The 22,084-nt window shown below is 74.2% G+C and carries 23 protein-coding genes and 1 pseudogene; 11 read left to right on the top strand and 13 right to left on the bottom strand.

Translation table 11 applies throughout. From position 1 onward, the window contains the following. Positions 1-61: 61 nt before the first annotated feature. Positions 62-355, bottom strand: coding sequence for a hypothetical protein (locus ACGFIA_RS16815; protein ID WP_357384082.1), 294 nt, complete (start codon positions 353-355; stop codon positions 62-64). Between the two features lie 183 nt (positions 356-538). On the opposite strand from ACGFIA_RS16815, the gene ACGFIA_RS16810 reads away from it, so the two are divergent. From ACGFIA_RS16810 to ACGFIA_RS16800, 3 genes are all read left to right on the top strand, one after another. Beyond that, a complete protein-coding gene (locus ACGFIA_RS16810) occupies positions 539-1,510 on the top strand; it encodes a DUF2267 domain-containing protein (protein ID WP_357384080.1) in 972 nt (323 codons plus the stop codon). A gap of 71 nt (positions 1,511-1,581) precedes the next feature. Further along, on the top strand, positions 1,582-2,370 hold the full coding sequence (locus ACGFIA_RS16805; protein WP_357384078.1) for a fused MFS/spermidine synthase: 789 nt from the start codon (positions 1,582-1,584) through the stop codon (positions 2,368-2,370). 38 nt (positions 2,371-2,408) lie between these two features. Continuing rightward, the gene (locus ACGFIA_RS16800) at positions 2,409-3,533 is read left to right on the top strand and encodes an AI-2E family transporter (protein WP_357384076.1); all 1,125 of its coding nucleotides are present in this window, start codon (positions 2,409-2,411) and stop codon (positions 3,531-3,533) included. A gap of 25 nt (positions 3,534-3,558) precedes the next feature. Here ACGFIA_RS16800 and ACGFIA_RS16795 read toward each other — a convergent pair whose 3' ends face one another. Then, positions 3,559-4,857: an NAD(P)/FAD-dependent oxidoreductase gene (locus ACGFIA_RS16795; protein ID WP_357384074.1), complete on the bottom strand. Its 1,299-nt coding sequence runs from the start codon at positions 4,855-4,857 to the stop codon at positions 3,559-3,561. Positions 4,858-4,957: 100 nt separating this feature from the next. On the opposite strand from ACGFIA_RS16795, the gene ACGFIA_RS16790 reads away from it, so the two are divergent. Further along, entirely contained in the window at positions 4,958-5,551 is a 594-nt protein-coding gene (locus tag ACGFIA_RS16790) for a hypothetical protein (RefSeq protein ID WP_357473949.1), read from the top strand. A 108-nt stretch (positions 5,552-5,659) separates the two neighbouring features. Here the strand turns inward: ACGFIA_RS16790 and ACGFIA_RS16785 are convergent, their stop codons facing one another. Next, positions 5,660-6,205 carry a GNAT family protein gene (locus ACGFIA_RS16785; protein WP_357384070.1) on the bottom strand — a complete coding sequence of 182 codons (546 nt, stop codon included), beginning with the start codon at positions 6,203-6,205 and terminating at the stop codon, positions 5,660-5,662. Between the two features lie 724 nt (positions 6,206-6,929). Here ACGFIA_RS16785 and ACGFIA_RS16780 point away from each other — a divergent pair. Together ACGFIA_RS16780 and ACGFIA_RS16775 are read left to right on the top strand one after the other, a co-directional pair. Next, positions 6,930-7,583, top strand: a complete 654-nt coding sequence (locus ACGFIA_RS16780; protein WP_357470926.1) for a C39 family peptidase — start codon at positions 6,930-6,932, stop codon at positions 7,581-7,583. A gap of 179 nt (positions 7,584-7,762) precedes the next feature. After that, positions 7,763-9,562, top strand: coding sequence for a glycosyltransferase (locus tag ACGFIA_RS16775; RefSeq protein ID WP_357384066.1), 1,800 nt, complete (start codon positions 7,763-7,765; stop codon positions 9,560-9,562). On the opposite strand, the pseudogene ACGFIA_RS16770 reads toward ACGFIA_RS16775, so the two are convergent. The 4 genes and pseudogenes from ACGFIA_RS16770 to ACGFIA_RS16755 form a co-directional block, all read right to left on the bottom strand. After that, positions 9,488-9,658 (bottom strand): annotated as a pseudogene (locus ACGFIA_RS16770) (DUF6510 family protein); the annotation flags it as partial. The gene ACGFIA_RS16775 and the pseudogene ACGFIA_RS16770 sit on opposite strands and share 75 nt — an antisense overlap. Before the next feature lie 47 nt (positions 9,659-9,705). Continuing rightward, entirely contained in the window at positions 9,706-10,425 is a 720-nt protein-coding gene (locus ACGFIA_RS16765; RefSeq protein ID WP_357471227.1) for a ferredoxin reductase, read from the bottom strand. A 40-nt stretch (positions 10,426-10,465) separates the two neighbouring features. Beyond that, entirely contained in the window at positions 10,466-11,065 is a 600-nt protein-coding gene (locus ACGFIA_RS16760) for a sulfite oxidase-like oxidoreductase (protein WP_357470928.1), read from the bottom strand. A gap of 44 nt (positions 11,066-11,109) precedes the next feature. Continuing rightward, entirely contained in the window at positions 11,110-12,144 is a 1,035-nt protein-coding gene (locus ACGFIA_RS16755) for a TerC/Alx family metal homeostasis membrane protein (RefSeq protein ID WP_357384064.1), read from the bottom strand. Positions 12,145-12,385: 241 nt separating this feature from the next. Here ACGFIA_RS16755 and ACGFIA_RS16750 point away from each other — a divergent pair, with 241 nt between their 5' ends. Then, positions 12,386-13,549 (top strand): CaiB/BaiF CoA-transferase family protein, encoded by a 1,164-nt coding sequence (locus ACGFIA_RS16750; protein WP_357384062.1) that lies wholly within the window; start codon positions 12,386-12,388, stop codon positions 13,547-13,549. Between the two features lie 15 nt (positions 13,550-13,564). On the opposite strand, the gene ACGFIA_RS16745 is transcribed toward ACGFIA_RS16750, so the two are convergent. Further along, positions 13,565-13,972 (bottom strand): DUF2267 domain-containing protein, encoded by a 408-nt coding sequence (locus tag ACGFIA_RS16745; protein WP_357384060.1) that lies wholly within the window; start codon positions 13,970-13,972, stop codon positions 13,565-13,567. A gap of 154 nt (positions 13,973-14,126) precedes the next feature. On the opposite strand from ACGFIA_RS16745, the gene ACGFIA_RS16740 reads away from it, so the two are divergent. After that, positions 14,127-14,396: a DUF2795 domain-containing protein gene (locus tag ACGFIA_RS16740; RefSeq protein ID WP_030502657.1), complete on the top strand. Its 270-nt coding sequence runs from the start codon at positions 14,127-14,129 to the stop codon at positions 14,394-14,396. Positions 14,397-14,713: 317 nt separating this feature from the next. On the opposite strand, the gene ACGFIA_RS16735 is transcribed toward ACGFIA_RS16740, so the two are convergent. The 4 genes from ACGFIA_RS16735 to ACGFIA_RS16720 are packed head-to-tail and all read right to left on the bottom strand — an operon-like array spanning position 14,714 to position 17,607. After that, on the bottom strand, positions 14,714-15,382 hold the full coding sequence (locus tag ACGFIA_RS16735) for a hypothetical protein (protein WP_357384058.1): 669 nt from the start codon (positions 15,380-15,382) through the stop codon (positions 14,714-14,716). Positions 15,383-15,413: 31 nt separating this feature from the next. Then, positions 15,414-16,385, bottom strand: coding sequence for a pirin family protein (locus ACGFIA_RS16730; protein WP_357384056.1), 972 nt, complete (start codon positions 16,383-16,385; stop codon positions 15,414-15,416). Between the two features lie 16 nt (positions 16,386-16,401). Beyond that, positions 16,402-17,235, bottom strand: a complete 834-nt coding sequence (locus ACGFIA_RS16725) for a hypothetical protein (RefSeq protein WP_357384054.1) — start codon at positions 17,233-17,235, stop codon at positions 16,402-16,404. Positions 17,236-17,265: 30 nt separating this feature from the next. Beyond that, the gene (locus ACGFIA_RS16720) at positions 17,266-17,607 is read right to left on the bottom strand and encodes a MazG-like family protein (RefSeq protein ID WP_357384052.1); all 342 of its coding nucleotides are present in this window, start codon (positions 17,605-17,607) and stop codon (positions 17,266-17,268) included. A 92-nt stretch (positions 17,608-17,699) separates the two neighbouring features. On the opposite strand from ACGFIA_RS16720, the gene gdhA reads away from it, so the two are divergent. Together gdhA and ACGFIA_RS16710 are read left to right on the top strand one after the other, a co-directional pair. Next, positions 17,700-19,031 (top strand): NADP-specific glutamate dehydrogenase, encoded by a 1,332-nt coding sequence (gdhA, locus tag ACGFIA_RS16715; RefSeq protein ID WP_357384050.1) that lies wholly within the window; start codon positions 17,700-17,702, stop codon positions 19,029-19,031. Positions 19,032-19,185: 154 nt separating this feature from the next. Then, positions 19,186-20,589 carry a hypothetical protein gene (locus tag ACGFIA_RS16710; RefSeq protein ID WP_357478439.1) on the top strand — a complete coding sequence of 468 codons (1,404 nt, stop codon included), beginning with the start codon at positions 19,186-19,188 and terminating at the stop codon, positions 20,587-20,589. Here the strand turns inward: ACGFIA_RS16710 and ACGFIA_RS16705 are convergent. After that, complete coding sequence (locus tag ACGFIA_RS16705) at positions 20,553-21,323, bottom strand: DedA family protein (protein WP_357384046.1); 771 nt, start codon at positions 21,321-21,323, stop codon at positions 20,553-20,555. The genes ACGFIA_RS16710 and ACGFIA_RS16705 overlap by 37 nt on opposite strands. A 66-nt stretch (positions 21,324-21,389) precedes the next feature. Between ACGFIA_RS16705 and ACGFIA_RS16700 the strand changes: the two genes are divergently transcribed. Then, the gene (locus ACGFIA_RS16700; RefSeq protein ID WP_357470942.1) at positions 21,390-22,082 is read left to right on the top strand and encodes a carbon-nitrogen hydrolase family protein; all 693 of its coding nucleotides are present in this window, start codon (positions 21,390-21,392) and stop codon (positions 22,080-22,082) included. Positions 22,083-22,084 lie beyond the last annotated feature (2 nt).

Below are 22,084 nucleotides of genomic sequence, written 5' to 3'. Positions count from 1 at the left end.
AGCCGGTGGACAGGGGTGGCCCCCGACCCTGGGACCAGGGGCCGGGGGCCGGGAGGAAGGCTCAGGCGGCGGGCGCGGCCTGCCGGTGCGGCGTGACCGGCGCCTCGACGTCCTCCGGAGCACCGGAATCGGGCGTCTGGAACAGATAACGGACGAAGTCCCCGCTCATGTCGTCGTCGTCCGCTCCGGGCCACTGCCCGACACAGTCGACGCCGACGACCTCGCGTCCGCTGCCGTCGTGCTGCTCCAGCAGCGCCCACAGGGTCACCGGGTACGAGCGGGTGGCGTCCGGGCCGATCCGCCAGCGGGCGTACCAGCCGGGACGGGCGGGGACGATCTCCACGATCCGTTTCATGTCGACCTGCCCTTCCGCGTGCGTCGGAAGTTGTCCGGTCCGTCCGAGCCTGCCGCCCGCCAGGGTGAGCACTCCTCACCCGCAGCGAGTGAAGCGTCCGCCGGGCGGTCCGCCGTTACCTTCCCGCCAGCGCCGGGAACGCGATCGGCGCAAGCGCAACCGACCCAGGAACGAGGTGCGACGATGCGCAAGCAGATGGAGGGCGACAACCAGCGCCGCCGGACCCTGGCCCGCGAGGCCCGCGAGCGAGGGCGGCGGCCGAGCCAGACCGGCGCCAGCCTGAGCGCGTCCAAGCAGGTCACCTCGCTGGACCAGCACGACCGGTCCGGCCCGCCGCCGGCCGGACGGCACAAGCCGGACAGCACCCGGGGTGGTCCCGCGCCGCCGCCGGTCGCCGTCGCGGAGCGTCCGCGCCCGCTGCCGGACCCGGTGCCGTCACCCGGAGTCTCGATGGGCTACCGGGATCTCGTCGACGACGTGAGCCGGCGCGCCGGGGTGGACTTCCGCGAAGCCAAGGTAGCGGCGGAGGCCACCGTGCTGGCCCTGGCGCGGGCGCTGGACGAGGCGGAACGGGAGCGGCTGCTGGAGGCGGTGCCGCTGACCCTGCACGACGTGGTGCCGGTGCACGGCATGGAACGCCGCCGCGACCTGCCCGGCTTCCTGGCCGAGGTCGGCCGGTACAGCCGCCTCACCCCGGAGCAGGCGCGCTACCAGGCCGAGGCGACGCTCGCCGCGCTCGCCGAGGCCGACGCGGAACTGGTCGAGTCGCTGCGCGTACCCGACGGGTTGCGCGACCTGCTCGGGCCGACCGACTTCGGCGGCGGCCTGGTGGGCGCGTCCTCGGCCACCGCGCCGCTGACCGAGGCGGAGCTGCGTGACGCGCTCGCCACGCTGCCCTACTGGTCCAGCGACAGGCGGTCGCTGGTGCGCACGATCGAGCTGCCCGGCGGCAACCTGGACCGGGTCCTCGACCGGCTGGACCGGCTCAAGTCCGACGTCGGACGGTCGCCGCAGATCGGGCGGCCGGACCCGGACAACGCCGTGCTGACCGTCCGGACCCAGCAGGTCGACGGCGTGACCGCGGCGGACGTGGACCTCGCGCACCGGGTGGACGCGGCGATCGACGAGGCCGGCGCCGGGATGGCGGCCGGCTGAGCCGGCGGCGGAACGGCCCCGGTCCCACGCGGGCCGGGGCCGCCCGTGACCGCGCGGTACCGTGTCCCGCCGTGGATCACGACGACACCGAGACCCTGGAGATCGTGGTGGACCCGGCCCGTCCGTCCGGGCGCACGCTGCTGGCCGACGGGGTCGAGCAGTCGTACGTCGACGTGGCCGACGCCCGGTACCTGCACTTCGAGTACGTGCGGCGGATCGCCGCCGCGATCGACGTGGCCGCCCCGCGTGGCGCGGCGCTGTGCGCGCTGCACCTCGGCGGCGGCGCGCTCACGCTGCCGCGCTGGATGGCGAGCACCCGGCCCGGTTCGGCGCAGCGGGTGATCGAGCGCGATCCGGGCGTGGTCGAGCTGGTCCGGCGTAAGCTGCCGCCCCTGCCGCCCGCGGTGGTGGTGGCGCTCGGCGACGCGCGGGAGGCGGTCGCCGAGGCACCGTCCGGGACGTACGACGTGGTGGTGGCCGACGTCTACCGGGCGGCCCGGATGCCGCCTCAGGTGGCGGCGGTCGAGTTCGCGGCGCAGGTGGCCCGGGTGCTGCGCCCGGACGGCCTCTACCTGATCAACCTCACCGACCTGCCGCCGCTGGCGCACACCCGGGCGCAGGTGGCCACGCTGCGCGCGGTGTTCGCCGACGTCTGCCTCATCGCCGACCGGCGGATGCTGCGCGGCCGGCGGTACGGCAACGTGGTGCTCGCCGCCTCGCCCGCGCCGGACCGTCTCCCGGTACGCCGGCTCGCCAACCGCGTCGCCGCCGACCCGGTGCCCGGGACCGTGCTGCACGCCGCGACGCTCGACGCGTTCGCCGCCGGCGCCCACCCGGTCACCGACGCCGACCTGGGCTGAGCCGGTTTCCCCTGGGGTGCGGCGGGTAGCCGCGCCGGATGAGCGCCGCCGACGACCGGTCCACCGCGCGCCGGACGCTGATCGTGATCGGTCTCGTCCTCGCGACGGTGGTCGCGTTGGCGCTGGTCTGGGCCACCCGCCGGGTGCTGGTGTGGGGGCTGGTGGCGGTGTTCTTCGCGGTCGCCCTCAAACCGCTCGTGGACCGTCTCGAACGCCGGGTACGCCGCCGGGCGCTGGCGACCCTGCTCGTCTTCCTGGCCGCGTTCGCGCTGTTCGCCGCCCTCGGCGCGCTGATCGTGGTGCCGCTGGTGGACGAGGTGGGCCGCTTCGCCGACCGGGTGCCGGACCTGGTGCGCGAGGCGCAGGCCGGGCAGGGGCCGGTCGGGCGGCTGCTGGACCGCTTCCACCTGCTCCGGTACGCCGAACCCGGCCGGCTGCGCCGGTACGGCGCCCGGCTCGGCGACCCCACGGTGGGGGTGGTCCGCAGCGTGGTGCAGGCAGTCGCCGCCCTGGTCACCGTGGTGGTGCTGGCATACCTGATGGTCCTGGAGGCGCCGCGGATCGTGGCCGCCACACTGCGCTTGACAGGCGACGGCACAGCGGCGCGGCTGCGGCGCATCGGGCGTGACTCGTCCCGGATCGTCACCGGCTACCTGAGCGGCAACCTGCTGATCAGCGTGATCTGCGGCGGCCTGACGTTCCTCGTGCTGTTCCTGCTCGGTGTGCCGTTCGCCGCGGTGATCGCGCTGGCGGTGGCCGTGTTCGACCTGATCCCGCTGGTCGGCGCCACGCTCGGGGCGACCGTCGCGGCCGGCGCGGGGTTCCTGCACTCCCCCACCGCCGGCCTCGTGGTGCTTGTCTTCTTCGTGGTCTACCAGCAGGTGGAGAACCATCTGCTGCAACCGGTCATCATGGCCCGCGCGGTCCGGCTGAACCCGTTGACGGTGCTGGTGAGCGTCCTGCTGTCGGTCGAGCTGGCCGGCCTGGTGGGCGCGCTGCTGGCGATCCCGGCGGCGGGCATCGTCCAGGTGCTGCTGCGTGAGTTCGTCCCGGCCGGGCGGCAGGCCCTGCCGCAGCCCGCCGACGGCGATCCGGCCGAGCCGCCCGACACAGGTCCGGCCGGTAGCGCCAGAACACCCGAACGGCCGCCGGCCGGCGGGTGAGAGCCGGCCGGCGTACGGGCGGCGCTCAGTGGCGGCGGGCCAGTTCCGGTGACTCGCTCTCCAGCGGCACCGCGTTCGCGGGCACCAGGCCGAGTTGCACGGCGGGGCGGGGCAGCGTCGCGTCCAGCGCCCAGTCCGCCGCGACGCGGGGCCGGTTGCCCGGCATGGCCAGCAGGTGGTAGCCCCGGGTGACGGCCTTGGCGGGCAGCCCTGCGAGCGGCACCTTCAGCGGGTTCGCCGCCGCGTCCTTGCCGCCGAGGTCCACCACCCAGCCCAGGTCGTGGTGCTTGTACGACTTGCGCTCGCCCTGGCCGTACGAGGCGGCGATGTTGTGCGCGGCCAGCTTGCCCTGCCGCTGGGCGTGCTGCGCGGTCATCGCGCACACCTGCCCGGGGCGGGTCGGGTCGGGCACGGCGGCGGCGTCGCCGCAGGCGAACACATCCGGGTAGCCGGGGACGTTGAGGAACTCGTCGACCACCAGCCGGCCCTTCTCGGTGCGCAGGCCCAGCTCGGCCACGAACGGGTCGGGGCGTACGCCGACGCACCAGATGAGGCTGCACGTCGGGACGTACTCGCCGTCGGTGAGCATCACGCCGTCCGGGGTGGCCTCGGCGACGGAGGTGCCCATCCGCACGTCAACACCGCGTTTGCGCAGCACCCGGTCGGCGGTGACGGACATCCGCCGGTCCAGTTCGGGCAGCACCCGGGGCGCCACGTCCAGCAGCATCCAGCGCGGCCGGACCTTCAGGTGCGGGCGCTGGGCCATCAGGCGGTCGGTGAACAGCTGCCCGTGCGCGGCCACCTCCGTACCGGTGTAGCCGGCGCCGACCACCACGAACGTGGCACGGGCCCGCTGCTCGGCCGGGTCCTCGGTCAGCTCGGCCAGCTCGATCTGCCGGACCACGTGGTCGTGCAGGAACAGCGCCTCGGGCAGGCCACGGAAGCCGTGGGCGTACTCGGTCACGCCGGGGATGGGCAGCAGCTTGTTGACGCTGCCGACGCTGAGCACGAGACGGTCGTACGCGAGCTGCCCGTGCTCGCCCTCGACCGAGCGGTAGCCGACCCACCGGTTCTGCAGGTCGACCCGGTCCGCCTCGCCGACCACCACGCGAACGCCGTCGAGCGTGCCGGCCAGCGGCACGGCGATCCGGGTCGGCTCCACCACGCCGGCCGCCACCTCCGGCAGCAGCGGCAGGTAGAGGAAGTAGTCGGTCGTGTTCAGCAGGACGATCTCGGCCCGGTCGCGGGCCAGCCGGCGCAACGTCTTGGCCGCGTGGTACCCGGCGAACCCGGCCCCCACGATCACCACACGTGGTTTCGTCATGCCTTCTGCGGTTCCCGGGCAGACCTGCGACAAACGTGCCCATGATCCATCCATCGGCAGCTATATGGACATTCCACGCGAGCGGCGCGAGGATGCCGGGATGGGAAACCACGAGACCGCCGAGGGCCGGCCCACAAGGCCCAGCCGGCGTACCTTCCTCACCGCCTCAGCGGCGGCCACCGCCGCCGCCGTCGCGACCCCGCTCACCGCCGCCCCGGCCGCCGCCGCGACCGGCGCTCCCCCGGGTCCGGGCCGCCCCGCCCGGCCGCAACGCCCCGGCCGCGAGCTGACCGCGCTGCTGCGCGAGATCGACAGCCGCCGGATCGAGGCCGTCGTGCGCCGGCTCGCCGCGTTCGGCACCCGCCACACCCTGTCCAGCCAGACCGATCCGGTACGCGGCATCGGCGCCGCCCGCGACTGGATCCACGCCCAACTGTCCGGGTACGCGGCCGCGTCCGGCGGCCGGATGACTGTCGAACTCCAGTCGTACGTGCAGCAGCCCGCCTCCCGCATTCCCGAGCCGACCACCATCACCAACGTGGTGGCGACCCTGCGCGGCGACGTCACACCAGAGCGGGTGTACGTCATCACCGGCCACTACGACTCCCGTGCCACCGACGTGATGGACGCGGTCAGCGACGCACCCGGCGCCGACGGCAGAAGGTGCTGCCGGTCGGCGACGTCACCGAGGTGACCATCGACCTGTCCAAGGACAACGTGTTCTTCGGCGTACGCGCGGTCGACCGGGCCGGGCACCGCAGCCCGGTCGCCTTCCCGAAGCCCGGTAGCTGAGGCCGCTCGGTCACCGTCCCGGCGCCGGGTCCGCCCGGTCCGGGGCGGTGATCGCCCAGCGTTCGTGGTCGCGCCACGCGCCGTCGATGAACAGATAGTCCGGGGAGAACCCCTCCAGCCGGAAGCCGAGCCGTCGCGCCAGCCGCTTCGACGGCTCGTTGCCGGGCTGGATGTTCGCCTCCAGCCGGTGCAGCCCCAGCGGCCCGAACGCGTACCCGATCACCAGCCGCACCCCGGCCGAGGCGTGCCCGGTCCCGGCGTACGGGCGGAACGCCGCGTACCCGAGGTAGCCGCCGCGCAGCGCGCCCAGCACGATGCCGCTGATGTTCGCGTACCCGGCGATCTCGCCGCTCTCCCGGTCGCAGAACAGGAACCCGGAGCTGTCCCGCCGCCGGATCTTACGCAGGTACGCCGCGTACATCTGCGCGTCGTCCGGCGCTGACAGCCACGGATGGTGCAGGTCGCGGCTGCGCCGGGCGGCGGCGACGAACTCCGCCTCGTCGGCGGGGCGGGGACGGCGGATGGCGACGCGGCCGTCGCTGCGCAGATATCGCACCGCTCCACTCTCGGCCACCGCCCCTGTCCCGCCCCACCCGGGATGCACTCCACCCGCCGCCCATTCCGGCGGACCGCGACCGCGTGACCGCCTCGCTCCGGAGCCAGCCCGCAGATCTTGGTAGGAAACGGCCCCATAGGGGCCCTTTCGTACCAAGATCTCGTCAGTTCCTGTCATGTGGCCTGCGGATCTCGCTTGTTGGGAGCAGGTCCTGCCGTTCGTGTCTACGAGCGCCCGTTCGGCGAGGTCTGCGAGGTCCGCGCGGGCCTGTCGGGCTAACAGCGAAGGTCGGTCCGTATCGGGTCGGGTGTCCGGTTCGGCTGCGGTGGCCCTGACGGGCTGTGGTCGGTGCCATCGTGAGGCTGGAATCGGTGGCGGGCGCGGGGCGTTGTACATGACTGGCCGCCGAGGCACCGGGTCGAGCGCCGCGCACACGCCCACCCAGGCGTCGAGCGGATCGCCAGGTCAGGGAATGGCCCCGGCCCGCCGGTCGTTACATCCCCGAGCCGCGGACAGCAGGCAACGCCCTCGGGCCGTCAGCCCCGGACGGAGTCACCACCGCCGGGAATGACACCGGGCCGGTCGTCGTTACATCCCCGAGCCGCGCACAGCAGGCCCCTCCAGGGCGCCCGCGTGCCAGCCCTTCGACGGGCACCCCGAAGACTTTCCCCCCTTTCGCGGCACCCCCCGCCGCGTCATCCCCCACTTCAGGGAGGCAACCATCATGGCTACCACTCTGCTGCGCAAGACCGTTCTGACCGCTGCCGGTATCGCCGCCACCGCTGGAGGCATCGCCGGTCCCGCCATCGCCGCCCACGCCGCCCCCACCACCAGCACCACCACCGTGGTGGCCGACCGCAAGGGCCACGGCGAGCGGGAGCTGGACGTGCGCTACGAGGCCCAGCCCAACTTCTACTTCTGCGGCCCCGCCGCCGCCCGTAACGCCCTGAGCGTGCAGGGCAAGAACATCGACGTGCACGCCATGGCCAAGGAGATGGGCACCACCGAGTCCGGCACCAACTCCATCAACGACATCACCCCGGTGCTGAACAAGGAGACCGGTAAGGACGTCTACAAGTCCACCGAGATCCCCGTGGACAAGGCCCGCGACCGGGACAAGGTCGACAAGCTGCGCGCCGACGTGGTCAAGACCGTCGACGACGGCCGCGCCGTGGTCGCCAACATCGCCGGCACCGCCACCGACACCGACGGCAACACCCACTCCTTCGAGGGCGGCCACTACATCAGCGTCGTCGGCTACCGCGACAACGGCAAGGTCGTGACGATCGCCGACTCGGCCAACCCGAACCAGGCCTCCTACCGAATGGACGTCGACGAGCTCGCCCGCTGGATCGCCAGCCGCGGCTACAGCTCCTGACCGAACGACAACGACAACGACAAAGGGCCCGACCCCCACCGCGGGGGTCGGGCCCTTTCGCGCGTATCCAACGGCTGCCTGCCGGTCACCTCGCCGTCACGCCGGTGTCGTCACCCGGACGGGTCGCTCCACCACGCTGGGTCGCGCCGGATCGTCCGGGCGACCGTGAAGGAGCAGCTGTGGCAGCCGAGGAGGCGACGCACCGCCCACCCACCACGCACCGCCCACCCGCGACGAGCCACCCCGACGTGAGCGTCGTCGTACCCGTCTACAACACGCTGCGCTACCTGCGGTCCTGCCTCGACTCGGTGCTGCGGCAGACCATCGGGCCGGACCGGATGGAGATCGTGGCGGTGGACGACGGGTCCACCGACGGCAGTGGCCGCCTGCTGGACCGGTACGCCGCGAAGTACCCCGGCACGGTACGGGTGGTCCATCAGCCCAACTCGGGTGGTCCGGCGGCGCCCTGCAACCGGGGACTGGACCTGGCCACCGGCCGGTACGTCTTCTTCCTCGGCTCGGACGACCGGCTCGGCCCGGAGGCCCTGGAGCGTCTGCTCGCCGCCGCCGACCGGTACGGCTCGGACGTGGTGGTCGGCAAGGTGGTGGGGGTCAACGGCCGGCACGTCTTCTCCGACGTGTTCGCCGGCGGCAACGCGGTGGACGTGAGCCTGTTCGACTCGGCGCTGCCCTGGTCGCTGGCGAACACGAAGCTGTTCCGGCGCGACCTGGTGGACCGGCTCGGGCTGCGCTTCCCGGAGGACATGCCGGTCCTCAGCGACCAGCCGTTCACGCTCGCCGCCTGCTACCACGCGCGGCGGATCTCGGTGCTCGCCGACTACGACTACTACCACGCGGTACGACGGCTGGACGCCCGCAACATCACGTACCACAGCCGGGTGGAGCAGCGCCTGGTCAGCGTGGAGCGGCTGTTCGCGTACGTGGCCGACCTGATCCCCGCCGGGGCGGGCCGGGACGCGGTACTGCGCCGCCACGCCGGGCTGGAACTGGCGAACCTCGTCGGCGACGACTTCCGGCACCTGGACCGGGGCGCGCAGGAGCGGGTACACGCCACTGTCGCCCGGCTGGTGCGGCGGCACGTCACCGACGGCCTGCGGGACCGGCTCGGTGTCGAGGCCCGGCTGCGCCTGGGCGTGGTGGCCGCGGGCGGGGTCGACGACCTGTTGGCGGTCATCGAGCAGGACACCGGGCGGGGCGTGCCGACGACGGTGTTCGCCGGTGACCGGTGGCACGCGGGCTACCCGGGCGCCCCGGCCCGGTGGACCGACGTCACCGACGTGCGCGCGGACTGGCTGGCCCGGCTGGACACCGTCGAGGTGGGCTGGACCGACCGGCACACGCTGACGGTGACCACGCGCAGCCCGTACCCCCGGTTCGCCTCGGAGGCCGGGCCGGTGCGGCTGCTGGCCGGTCCGGTCGTGGGCGCCACGAGGATGGACGCCGGCGACCCGACCGGCCGCACGCTGCGCACGGACTTCGCCCTCGACCGGCTCCTGGCCGCGAGCTGCGCGAGCGGGCAGCGCCACCCGGTGCGCGCCGAGGTGGACGGCGGTCACGGGCGCGGCGGCGCCGCGGTGCGCGCCCCTCGGCTCGCCGCCGGGCGGCCCCGGCTGCTGCGGCACGGCGCCCGGCTGTACGGGGTGGCCGCGACAGTCGACCCGCGCAACGGCCAGCTCGTGCTGTCGGTGGTGCCGGTGACGGTCGGGCAGCTGGTCGGACGGCTGCGCCGGCGCGGCCGGCGCGGCCCGGCCGAGGCGCGGGTGCCGGAGCGCGCCGCGGCGGCGCAGGCGTCAGGGCGCGGCGCGGAAGCCCTGCTCGGCCGGCATGGGCACCTGGAGGTACGTGGTGCCACGCAGGTCCAGCCAGGCCCGCTGCGGCGCGCGGACCAGCCGCACCATCACCCCGGCGCAGGCCGGACAGCGCCCGACCAGGCCCGGGGCGTGCGAGTAGACGTGTAGCCCGGCCATCGGGCCGGTCGTCCCGCAGGCGTCGCAGCGGCCGGTGGTGGCGCTGAGGTCGACGGCGAACAGCTCGCGCAACGGCCCGTCGAGCATGTTGCCGTCCAGGTACGACAGGTCTGTCATACGCCCTCCTCGGGTGCTCAGCCGGTCGGGCCGAACCGTTCGGTCCGCACGCGCCGGGTCGGGTGACCCAGCCCCACCAGCAGGTCGGCCACGGTCTCCACGAATCCGGTGGGACCGCACACGTAGCACAGCGGCTCCATCTCGGGCGGCCAGCCGTGGCTGTTCACGTCGGCCAGGCCGATCCGGTGCGGCTCGCCGCGCCAGCCCTGCGGCGCGGACCGGGTGTAGACGTACGCGACGTCCAGGCCCTGGTCGTCGCGGGCACGGCGGCGCAACTCGTCGGCGTAGATGACGTCGTCGGGGGTGCGCACCGAATAGACGAGCCGGAACGGGGTGCGGCTGCCGGCGGCCCGGCGCGCGCGGATCATCGCCATCAGCGGCACCACGCCGGAGCCGCCGGCCACCAGCAGCACCGGCGCGGTGTCGTCGGTACGCCAGACGAACCAGCCGCCGACCGGCCCGCGCACCTCCACCGGATCGCCCTCGGCGTAGGTGCCGGTCAGGTACGGCGACACCTCGCCGTCGGGCACCCGCTGCACCGTCACCTCGATCCGCTCGCCGTCGGCGGGGCCGGCCAGCGAGTACGAGCGGGCGGCCTGGTAGCCGTCCTCGGCGGTCAGGCGCACGTCGACGTGCTGCCCGGGCAGGTGTCCGGGCCAGCCGGGCACGTCCAGCACCAGGGTCTGCGCGGTGGGCGTCTCGATCCGCCGCTCGGCCAGCCGGGCCACCCGCCACATCAGCGGCGCGACGCGGCGCCCCTCGGCCGGTGCCGCCACCTCAGTCGCCCTGGTAGCGCTGCTCGCGCCACGGGTCGCCGTAGTCGTGGTAGCCGGCGGTCTCCCAGAAGCCGGGCCGGTCGTCGACGAGCAGCCGGATGCCGTGCACCCACTTCGCCGACTTCCACAGGTACAGGTGCGGTACGAGCAGCCGCGCCGGTCCGCCGTGTTCGGCCGGCAGCGGCCCGCCGTCGTACGTGTGCACCACCCAGGCCCGCCCGCCGCGCAGGTCGTCCAGCGGCAGGTTCGTGGTGTAGCCGCCGTAGGAGTGCGCGAGCGCGTACCGGGCGTCGGTGTCGACGCCGTCGAGCAGCGTGTCCAGGGAGACGCCCTGCCAGGTGGTGCCGAGCTTGGACCAGCGGGTGACGCAGTGCAGGTCCACCGTCGGGGTGTCCTGCGGCAGGCCCATCAGTTCGTCCCAGGACCAGCGGTACTCCGCGCCGTCCTCACCGGTCAGCACGAACTCCCAGGTGTCCAGCGGGACACGCGGGGTCGGGCCGGCGGAGAGCACCGGGAAGTCCTCGGTGAGGTACTGCCCCGGCGGCAGGTCGGGAGCGGACGTACGGGGCCGGCCCTGGAAGCCGGGCGAGACGATTCCCACCCGTCAGTCGTACCACCGCCGGTCCCGCCGGGGCAGGGGTTCCCTCAGGCCGAGCCGCCGCCCCGGGTCTCGTGCACCACAGTGCGCTTGCCGTCGCCGCTGTCGCGGGTGGCCCGCAGGCTGGTGATGGTGACGATCACCAGGACGCCGATGATCACGCCGAGCGAGGCCACCGTCGGGATCTCCGGCACGCTCTCCCAGATGCCGTGCGCCCAGTGCAGGCCGAGCTTGAGGCCGATGAAGGCCAGGATGACGGCCAGGCCGTAGCTGAGGTGCACCAGCCGGCTCAGCGCGGCGTGCAGCACGAAGTACAGCGCCCGCAGGCCCAGCAGCGCGAAGGCGTTCGTCGCGAAGACCAGGTACGGATCCTCGGTGATGCCGTAGACGGCGGGTACCGAGTCGACGGCGAACACGATGTCGGTGGCCAGCACGGCGACGACGACGAGCGCGAACGGGGTGAGCGCCCGCCGGCCGTTCTGCCGGATGGTCATCCGGGTGCCGTGGTACTCGTCGACCACCGGCATGACCTTGCGCAGGAGCCGCACCGACCGCATCTTGTTGATGTCGACCTCCTGCTCGTGCCCGGTGAGGGCGTCGCGCAGCAGCTTCACCGCGGTGGCGACGAGGATGAGCGCGAACAGCAGGAAGGCGAAGTCGAGCGTCTTGAGCGCGGCGGCGCCGAGCGCGATGAACACGCCGCGCAGCACCAGGGCGCCCGCGATGCCGTAGAGCAGCACCCGCTGGGCCAGCACCGAGGGCACCGCGAAGGCGGCGAGCAGCAGCATGAAGACGAAGAGGTTGTCGACCGACAGCGACTTCTCGACCAGGTAACCGGTGAGGTACTCGATGCCCTGCTGGCTGCCCCAGCGGGACCAGACCCAGGCGCCGAAGGCCAGCGGCAGGGCGATGTAGAAGGCCGACCAGCCCAGGGCCTCACGGATGGAGACCTCGTGCGGCTTGCGGGTGACCAGGAAGTCGAGCACCAGCAGGACGAGCACGCCGACGATGGTGACCGCCCACAGCGTGGGCGTGCCGATCGACGACAGCTCGGACGCAGCCAGCGGGGACAATTCGGGCATGGAACCTCCTCGAACACCGTGTCATGTTCGAGGTCTCCTTCACCCACGTTTTCCGTGGGCAACCACCCGGGGCTCGCCTCGGCGGCTTGCCGTACTGACCGGAATGATTCGTGGGAAGTACTCCCCTCGCCTGGACAAGGCTAGGTCACCGCCGGACCGGACGCCAAGTCGGGACAGGGTTGATTGCCCTGGTCAACCGTTGTGCGGCGGCGAGGCGTGGCGCCGGGTCACCCGGGCCCCTATGGTGACGCGGGTGACGAACCACGGACCACTGACCGGCGTACGGGTGATCGAGCTGGCCGGCATCGGCCCCGTGCCGTTCGCGGCGATGATGCTGGCCGACCTCGGCGCCGACGTGATACGCGTCGACCGGCTCGGCGGCGGCGGGTTCGGCGCCTTTCCCGGCGACCTGCTGAACCGCAACCGCCGCTCGATCGCCGTGGACCTGAAGCAGCCCGCGGGCCGTGACCTCGTGCTGGCGCTCGTCGCCGGCGCGGACGCGCTGGTGGAGGGCTTCCGGCCGGGGGTGGCCGAGCGGCTCGGCATCGGCCCGGACGACTGTTTCGCCGTCAGCCCCAAGCTGGTGTACGGGCGGATGACCGGCTGGGGGCAGGAGGGCCCGCTCGCCCACAGCGCCGGGCACGACATCGACTACCTGGCGCTGACCGGCGCGCTGCACGGGGTTGGCCGGGCCGGTGAGCGTCCGGTGCCACCGATGAACCTGCTCGGCGACTTCGGCGGCGGCGGCATGATGCTGGCCCTCGGGGTGGTGGCGGCGCTGCACGCGGTGCGCGCCGACGGGCCCGGCCAGGTGGTCGACGCCGCGATCGTGGACGGCGTGTCGGTGCTGGCGACCCAGATCCACGCGCTGCGCGGCATCGGGCTGTGGCAGGACCCGCGCGGGGTGAACCTGCTCGACGGCGGCGCGCCCTTCTACGACACGTACGAGTGCGCCGACGGGCGCTACGTGGCGGTGGGCTCGCTGGAGCCGCAGTTCTACGCCGAACTGGTCCGGCTCACCGGTTTCCCGCCCGACGGCGACGACGCGCCGGACCGGGACGACCCGGCGAACTGGCCGGCGTTACGGGCCGCCTGGGCGCGGCTGTTCCGCACCCGGACCCGGGACGAGTGGACGGAGCTGCTCGCCGGCACGGACGCCTGCGTGGCGCCGGTGCTCGACTGGGCCGAGGCACCGGAGCACCCGCACCTGCGCGCCCGGGACACGTTCGTCGCGCCGGACGGGGTCACCCAGCCCGCGCCCGCGCCGCGCTTCTCGGCCACCCCTACCGGCGTGCGGCGGCCGCCGCCGACGCCGGGCGAGCACACCGACGAGGTCCTCGCCGAGGCCGCCGGCATGGCGGCCGACCGGATCACCGCGCTGCGCGCCGCCGGTGTGATCGGCTGACGCCTACCGGCCGGGTCAGCGCCGGTGCGTGGCGGCCGGGGCGAGTGCCGGTTCCACCAGTTCGCGGTAGTCGCGGGGGAACTGCACCACGACGTCCTGGAACTCGCCGCCGCTGATCGCCTCGCGCAACGTGACGAACACGGCGCGTACCGCGCCCCGGGCGGTGTTCTCGTCGCATCCGGCGCGGCGGGCGACCCGGGCCACGAACTCGGCCGCGCCGAACCGTTCGGCCGCCTCGTCACGCGGATAGGGGCTGAGCAACCCCCGCAGCGGCTTCGGCAGTTGCGCGGCCAGGTCCAGCACCTCGCCACCGGTCAGCCGCTCCGCGAACGTCTGAAGCGTGGCCGCGGTGAGCGTGGCGGCCCGGTCCTCGCCGGTGCCGGTGAGCCGGGCGACCCGGCTCACGAAGGTCAGGTAGTGCATCGGTGGTACCCCCTTCGGTGCGCCACCGCGGCTACCCGCGACGGCGCGGCGGAAACGGGGGGCGGGATTTCCGCGTTCGCGGGCGTGAGCAGCGGCGCGACGGGTAACCGCCGCCCGGTCACGACCCGAACTACTGCCGCGAGGAGCCCGACCCATGGCGAGTTACTCGGATGTCCTGGAGTACCTGTCCGCGCTGGACTACCCGGCCGGGAAGGACGACGTCATCCGCGAGGCGGAGCGGGAGGGCGCGCCGCCGGACGTGTTGCGGGCGTTGCGCGCGCTGCCCCCGGTGGACTACGCCAACGGCACCGAGGTGGCCCGCTCGGCCGGCATCGACGCGGCCCCCGAGGTGAGCCGCTCGCAGCGCGCGGCGCAGGCCCGGGACAACCACCCGCGCGTGTCGCAGCATCTGCGCGGCATCTGAGCACCGCGGGAGAGCCGGCGGCGACACGGCCGCCGGCCTCTGCGCGTGCCGGGGACGACGTGCGACAGTCGCAGGTGGCCGTTCCCCTGTGGCTGGTCCGCGTGCCCCGGACAGGCGAGCGCCCCGGGTCGCGAACCGCGACCTGGGGCGCCACGCAGCACCTGCCCTGCGCGGTTCACGCCCGAACCGGGTCGCGACCGCGCGGCGGTGAGATGTTCGCCCGAACCGGGCGGGCATCGCTGCCACGATCATCATACGACGCGGCATCAGCCGAACGGGTGAGAATCGCGGAAGTGTGTCCGGGCGCACGTACGCGCTCAGGCGGTCACCTCGGCGTAGCGCCGCTCGAGGTCCACTCGCGCCAGCGCTCCGACCAGCCACGACAGTTGCTCCGACTCGCCACTGCCGGTCAGTCCGGCGAGGTCGTGTGCGGTGCGTCCCAGCCCGAGCCGCCGGGCCGCCGCGAGCGCCCGCCGGTCGGCCACCGGCGCCGCCTCGCGCCACAGCGCCTGCGCCTCCCGCAGGAACAGGTCGCACACCTCGTCGTCCACTCCGGGCAGAGCGATGAGCAACCGCCGTTCCTCGCCCGGGTCCTGGTGCGCCGCGGTCCGCAGCCGGCGCAGGTCGCCCCGGTACGTCTCGACGATCGTGCGGGCCAGGTCGCCGAGCGTGTCGGCGATCCCCGCCAGGTCACCGCGCAGCCCGGCGGCGCGCAGCACGCGTACCCGGTCCTCGTGCCGGGAGCGGGCCATCCGGGCGGCGGTGTCCCAGCCGACGTCGCGCAGCGCGGTGGCCGCGTCGACCGCCCGGTGGAAGTCACCCCGGCGGGCCAGCAGGACGGCCAGGTACAGCACCTGGAACAACTGGGCCGGGTTGTTCGTCACCCGGAACCCGAAGCACTCGGCGAACCCTCGGCCGTCCCCGGCGAGCCGGCGGGCGAGGCGCTTGCGGTCCGCGAGGCCGGGCCTGGTGGTGGTTGTCGGCATGCCGCCGACTACCCCGGTGCGGGCCCGGCATTCAGCCGCGTACGCCACCGCTGCGGTCGCGGGCCTTGAGCCGGGTGGTGGGCAGCGCGGGCGCGGGCAGCGGCGGGGCCGCGTCGTCGGCGACCACGCCGAAGCGGCGGCCGGCCATCCAGTCCTCCCGGGCGGCCGCCACCTCCTCGTGCGAGCGGCCGACGAAGTTCCACCACATCACCAGTGGCTCCTCGAACGGGGTGCCGCCGAGCAGCAGCAGCCGGGTGCCCGGCTCGGCGACCAGCGTCAGCGCGTCCCGCCCGAGGCCCAGGTAGAGCAGCGCGCCGGGGGCCAGCGCCACGCCGTCGCACTCGGCGGCGCCGGACATGGCCAGCAGCCCGTACTCGAAGTCCGGACGCAGCGGCAGCGTGGCCGGCGCCGTGCCCCGGACCTCGAGCTGCGCGCCGACCAGCGGGGTGTGCACGAGCGCGGGCGAGCGTTCCCCGCCGAGGTCGCCGACGAGCAGCGTCACGTCCAGGTCGCCGTCGCGCCAGCGGGGCAGGTCGGCGTGGTGGGCGAAGGCCGGGTCGCCGGCCCGGGCCGGGTCGGGCAGTGCCACCCAGAGCTGCACGCCGTGCATCAGCGGCGGGTGCACCAGCGGGGAGCGCTCGGAGTGGGCGATGCCGCGCCCGGAGGTCATCACGTTGAGCTGGCCGGGACGGATGGGCTGCACGTTGCCGAGGCTGTCGCGGTGCAGGATCTCCCCGTCGAGCAGCCAGGTGACGGTCTGGAGGCCGGTGTGCGGGTGCGGTGGCACCTCCATGCCGGGCCGGTCGGCCACGTCGTCGGGCCCGAAGTGGTCGACGAAGCACCAGGCGCCGACCATCCGGCGCTGCCGCTGCGGCAGCAGCCGCCGCACCGTGGTGTAGCGACCCAGCGGCACGTCGTGGCCCGGTAGCAGCACGCTGCCCGGGTCGGTCGGGCCGACGCCGGGTGGGAGCGTCTGCGCGGGCAGGGATTCGGTACGGTCCACCGCCCCGACTGTACGCTCAGTCCGCGCTGACGCTCACCGCGTTCGCGCCGCCCACCAGGTCGAGGTAGAGCCGGTCGGTGGCCCGGTCCCAGCCCGGCGAGCTGACCAGGTCGCCGGCGGCGATCCCGCCGCGACGCTCGTCGTACAGGGTCAGGGAGCCGGCGCCGGAGGCCACCCGCACCCGGGCCGGCGGCTCGCCGGGCACCGTCACAGTGAGTTCGCTGACCCCGCCGGTCATCCGGACGGTGAGGGAGCCGTCGAGCCGGGGCAGCAGCAGCCGGGTACGCGAGGCGCCGCCGACCAGGTCTACTCCGGCGAGCCGGGCCTCGCCCAGGTCGAGCCGCTGCTCGCTGACGCCGCCGATCAGCCGCAGCCGCCAGGTGACCCGGGAGTTGAGCACCACCTCGACCGCGGCCGGACCGGGGCGGCCGTTCTCCTCGATCCGCAGCCGGACCCGATCGCCGGCCAGTTGCGGGCGCGGCGTCACACCCGAACCGTCCGGCGTGCCGATCCGGTACAGGTCGTCGCCGAGGTCGGCGGCGCGCAGCGTGAACCGGGTCAGCCCGTCCACCAGCTCGAACTGGGCGAGCTGCCGGCCACCGCGCGGCGCGGCGAGGGTCTCGGCGCCGGCCACCTCGGCGGCGCCCGCCCCGCCGGATCCGCCGCGCCCGGGAAGGGGCGACGGCTCGCCGCCGGAGAAGACCACGCCGAGGCGGCCCGGGTTGGACAGCGTCACCGCGACCGCCACCGCGCCGAGCACCACCACCAGCACGGCGGCGGCGGCCAGCAGCCGGGCGCCGCCGGACCAGCGGGGCCGGGCCAGGTCGGGGTCGTCCTCGGATGCGGTCATGCTCGTCCCCTCTCGCCGGTCCCCACCGGGTCATACGTCTGGTTCGGCGTCCCGGTTCATTCCCACTCCGGTGCGTTCCCGCACCTTGCCGGCACACGCGGCCAGCACGGCGTGCGCGTCCAGACCGAGACTCTCGATCGCGACGAGCGCGGTGAACGCCACGTCGGCCAGCTCGGCGGCGACGTCCTCGCGGGTGTGCGTCACCCCCTTGCGCGGGTTCTGCCCGAGCAGCCCGATCCAGGCCGCGGCGACCTCGCCGGCCTCCTCGCCGATCTTGAGGATGCGACAGGTCAGTTCGGTGTCGCCGCGGCCGTTCGCGGCGTCGAGCCAGGCGCGCGCGTCCCGCGCCGTCGTCCAGATGGTGGCGTCCACGCGGACCAGTGAACCGCACCCCGCAGACCGTTCGTATCCTGGGGCGACGCAGGCCAGAGGGCCTGCGTCCCAGGCGAGAGGAGGTGCCCGTGATGCCGGAGACCGTCGAGTCGGTGTTCGCCGGCGTGGTCGCCCGGAACCCGGGAGAGCCGGAGTTCCACCAAGCGGTCCGCGAGGTACTGGAGAGCATCGGTCCGGCCCTGGCCCGGCATCCGGAGTACGCCGAGGTGGTCGAGCGCGTCTGCGAACCGGAGCGGCAGGTCATCTTCCGCGTGCCGTGGGAGGACGACCAGGGCCGGGTACGGGTCAACCGTGGGTTCCGGGTGGAGTTCAACAGCGCGCTCGGCCCGTACAAGGGTGGCCTGCGCTTCCACCCGTCGGTCTACCTGGGCATCGTGAAGTTCCTCGGTTTCGAGCAGATCTTCAAGAACGCGCTGACCGGGCTGGCCATCGGCGGCGGCAAGGGCGGCGCGGACTTCGACCCGAAGGGCCGCTCCGACCGCGAGGTGATGCGGTTCTGCCAGAGCTTCATGACCGAGCTGTACCGGCACATCGGCCCGCAGACCGACGTGCCCGCCGGTGACATCGGGGTGGGCGGCCGGGAGATCGGCTACCTGTTCGGGCAGTACAAGCGGATCACCAACCGGTACGACGCGGGCGTGCTCACCGGCAAGGGCCTGGCGTACGGGGGCGCGCAGGTGCGCCGCGAGGCGACCGGGTACGGGGCGGTGTTCTTCGCCGACGAGATGCTGCGTCAGGCCGGGGACAGCCTGGAGGGCAAGCGGGTCGTGGTGTCCGGCTCCGGCAACGTGGCCATCTACGCCATCGAGAAGGTGCACCAGCTCGGCGGCACCGTGGTGGCGTGCTCGGACTCCGGCGGCTACGTGGTCGACGAGAAGGGCATCGACCTGGCGTTGCTGCGCGAGCTGAAGGAGCAGCGGCGGGGCCGGCTGGCCGAGTACGCGGAGCACGCCCGCAACGCGGTGGCGGTCGCGGACCGCAACGTCTGGGAGGTGCCCTGCGACCTGGCGCTGCCCTGCGCCACGCAGAACGAGATCGGCGGCGCGGAGGCCGCCGCGCTGGTCGCCGGCGGCTGCGTCGCGGTGGTGGAGGGGGCGAACATGCCCACCACGCCGGAGGCGGTGCGGATCCTCGGCCGGGCCGGGGTGCGGTTCGCCCCGGGCAAGGCGGCAAACGCCGGCGGGGTGGCGGTGAGCGGGCTGGAGATGCAGCAGAACGCCAGCCGCGACACGTGGACGTTCGGCGAGTCCGAGCAGCGGCTGCGCGAGATCATGCGGGACGTGCACGACAGGTGCTGGGCGACGGCCGAGGAGTTCGGCCTGCCCGGCGACTACGTGGCCGGGGCGAACATCCAGGGTTTCCGGCGGGTGGCCGAGGCGATGCTGGCGCACGGCCTGGTCTGAGCGGACCGCGGGACGGACGCAGACCGAGCGGCCGGTCAGCGATTGACAGTGCTCGACCCCCGGCCTAGGTTCAGTGCGCTACCGGCCGGTAGGCATCCGTCCCGCGTCGTCACCCCCCGTCCCGGGGTGGCACCCGTCCCCCCGGGGAGCAGCGATGCAGCCCTCACCCGTCCGCCGCCGGCTGCTCGCCGTCGGCGCGGCCCTCACGCTGGCGCTCGGCCTCACCGGCGCGGCGCCCGCCGCCGCCGGCGGCCGCGCCGACGGCAGCGGCCCGCTGCCCGGCTACACCATCGTCAACCCGCCGCTGCCGCCACTGGTCGTGAACGACGCCGCCACCACCGTGCGGCAGGGCGTGCACGCGAACGCCGGATACATCATCGAGATCCCCAGGCGCTGGAACGGCGAGCTGGTGATGTGGGCGCACGGCTACCGCGGGCAGGGCACCGAGCTGTCGCCGGAGCCGCCCGGCTTCGACCTGCGGCAGCGCCTGGTCGCCCAGGGGTACGCGTGGGCGTCGTCGTCGTACGACCGCAACGGCTACGACGTGCGCTCCGGCGTACGCGGCACCCGTGCCCTGGCCGACCTGTTCTCCCGTACCGTCCGGCGCCCGCACCGGGTGTTCGTCGCCGGGGTGTCGATGGGCGGCCACGTCATCGGCCGGTCGCTGGAGCAGTACCCGGGCTTCTACGCCGGGGCGCTGCCGATGTGCGGAGTGCTCGGCGACCAGGAGCTGTTCGACTTCTTCCTGGACTACAACCTGGCCGCGCAGGCGCTGGCCGGGGTGCGCGCGTACCCGACGCCGCCCGACTACCTGACCTCGGCGGTGCCCCGGATCCAGGTCACGCTCGGCCTGGCCGGGCTGACCCCGGGCGGCCCGGACACCACGAACGACCTCGGCAAGCAGCTACGCGCGGTCACCGTGGACCGCTCCGGCGGGCCGCGGCCGGGCACCGACGCCGCGTTCGCGATCTGGAAGGACTTCCTGTTCGGCATCGCGGTCAGCGAGGCGGACGGCTCCCCCGCCCGGCGTCCCGGCCAGCTCGCCACGAACCTGTTCACCAGGTACACGCCGAACCAGCCGGTGAACCTCAACGCCACCGTGCGGCGGGTCGCGCCGGAGAACCTGCGCCAGCGGCTCTCACCCGGCCTGACCGAGGTGCCCCGGATCGCCGGGCGGCCCACCGCGCCGGTGCTGAGCCTGCACGGCCTCGGCGACCTGTTCGTGCCGTTGGGCATGGAGCAGGCGTACGCCCGGGACGTCGCCCGCAACGGCCGGTCCCGGCTGCTGGTGCAGCGGGCGGTGCGCACCGCGCAGCACTGCGAGTTCAGCCCGGCCGAGGCCGGCGCCGCCTGGGACGACCTGGTCCGCTGGGTGCGCACCGGCAAGCGCCCCGCCGGTGACCCGGTCACCGACCGGCGCGCGGTGGCGGCGCCGGACTTCGGCTGCCGGTTCAGCGACGAGGCCGCCCGGGCCGCCGGCGCCGGCACCCGCCCGCTCTACCCACCGTGCCCGGCCGGCGCTCAGTCCTCCGCCCGGGTGTACCAGCCGCCCCGGTAGACGGTGCCCTGCGGGGCCGGCTCCGACTGCGGAGCCGGCTCCGGTTCCGGCGGCGCGGCGGCGATCCGGCGGGAGCGGCGGACCCGGCTGACCACGAACCAGCAGAGCCCGGCCACCACGGCCACGATGACGACCTTCTGGAACGTGCCCGCGTACGCCTCGACCACGTGCCACTGCTCGCCGAGCAGGAAGCCGGCGAGCACGAACGTGGTGTTCCAGATCAGGCTGCCCAGCGTGGTGTAGAGCAGGAACACCGGAACCGGCATCCGTTCCACCCCGGCCGGGATGGAGATGAGACTTCGGAAGATCGGAATCATCCGGCCGAAGAACACCGCCTTGACGCCGTGGCGCAGGAACCACGCCTCGGTGCGGTCCACGTCCTCCAGCTTGATCAGCGGCAGCCGCGCGGCCAGGGCACGCATCCGGTCCCGCCCGAGGGCCGCCCCGATGTAGTAGAGCGCCAGCGCGCCCACCACCGACCCGAGCGTGGTCCAGAAGATGGCGCCGGCCAGGCTCATCTTGCCCTGGCTCGCGGTGAAGCCGGCCAGCGGCAGGATCACCTCGCTGGGGATGGGCGGGAACAGGTTCTCCAGCGCCACCGCGAGGCCGGCACCCGGTCCACCGAGCCGTTCCATCAGGCCGGTGACCCAGCCGGCCACTCCGTCGCCGGACGGCTCCGCCGCCCGCGCGGCGCTCACCCGGGGGCCGGCGAGCAGCTGTGCGTTTCCGATCATCGGACCAACGTTACGGGGCGAAGCTGGGGACGGCCACGCGTGATGGAAACCATTATCGTGTACGTCATGCGTACGCCGCTGCGGATCGCCGTCGCCCAGCCGCTCACCCGCTCCGACGACGTCGAGGGCAACGCGGTACGCCACGCCGAGGCCGTACGCGCCGCGTCGGCCCGGGTGGTGGTCTTCCCGGAGATGTCACTGACCGGCTACGAGCTGACCGCCGCGCCGCTGGACCCGGACGATCCCCGGCTCGCACCGCTGCGCGCGGCCTGCGCCGAAACCGGCACCCTGGCGCTGGCCGGGGCGCCGGTGCCCGGGCCGCACATCGGGGTGCTCGCCGTCGACGGCGAGGGCGTGCGGGTGGCGTACCGGAAGATGTGCCTTGGTGGCGCGGAGCCGCGGCACATGCGGCCGGGCCGGGAGCCGGCGGTGCTCGATGTGGACGGCTGGTGGCTGGGGCTTGCCGTGTGCAAGGACACCGGGACGCCGGCGCACGCGGCGGCGACGGTGGCGCTCGGCGCGGACGCCTACCTGGCCGGGGTGCTGGAGTCCGCCGACGACGCGGCGGTGCCGGACGAGCGTGCCCGCCGGGTCGCCGCCGCGCACGGCGTGTGGGTGGTGACGGCCAGCTTCGCCGGCTCGACCGGCGGCGGGTACGCGCGGGCCGCGGGTGGCTCGGGGATCTGGTCACCGGCGGGCGAGCCGGTGGCCCGTGCCGGCACCGGCGCCGGTGAGGTGGTCACCGGGACGTTGCACTGAGG

Source organism: Micromonospora sp. NPDC049203 (assembly GCF_043197215.1).
Taxonomy (GTDB): Bacteria; Actinomycetota; Actinomycetes; order Mycobacteriales; family Micromonosporaceae; genus Micromonospora.
This window is presented reverse-complemented; position numbering and strand designations above follow the sequence as displayed.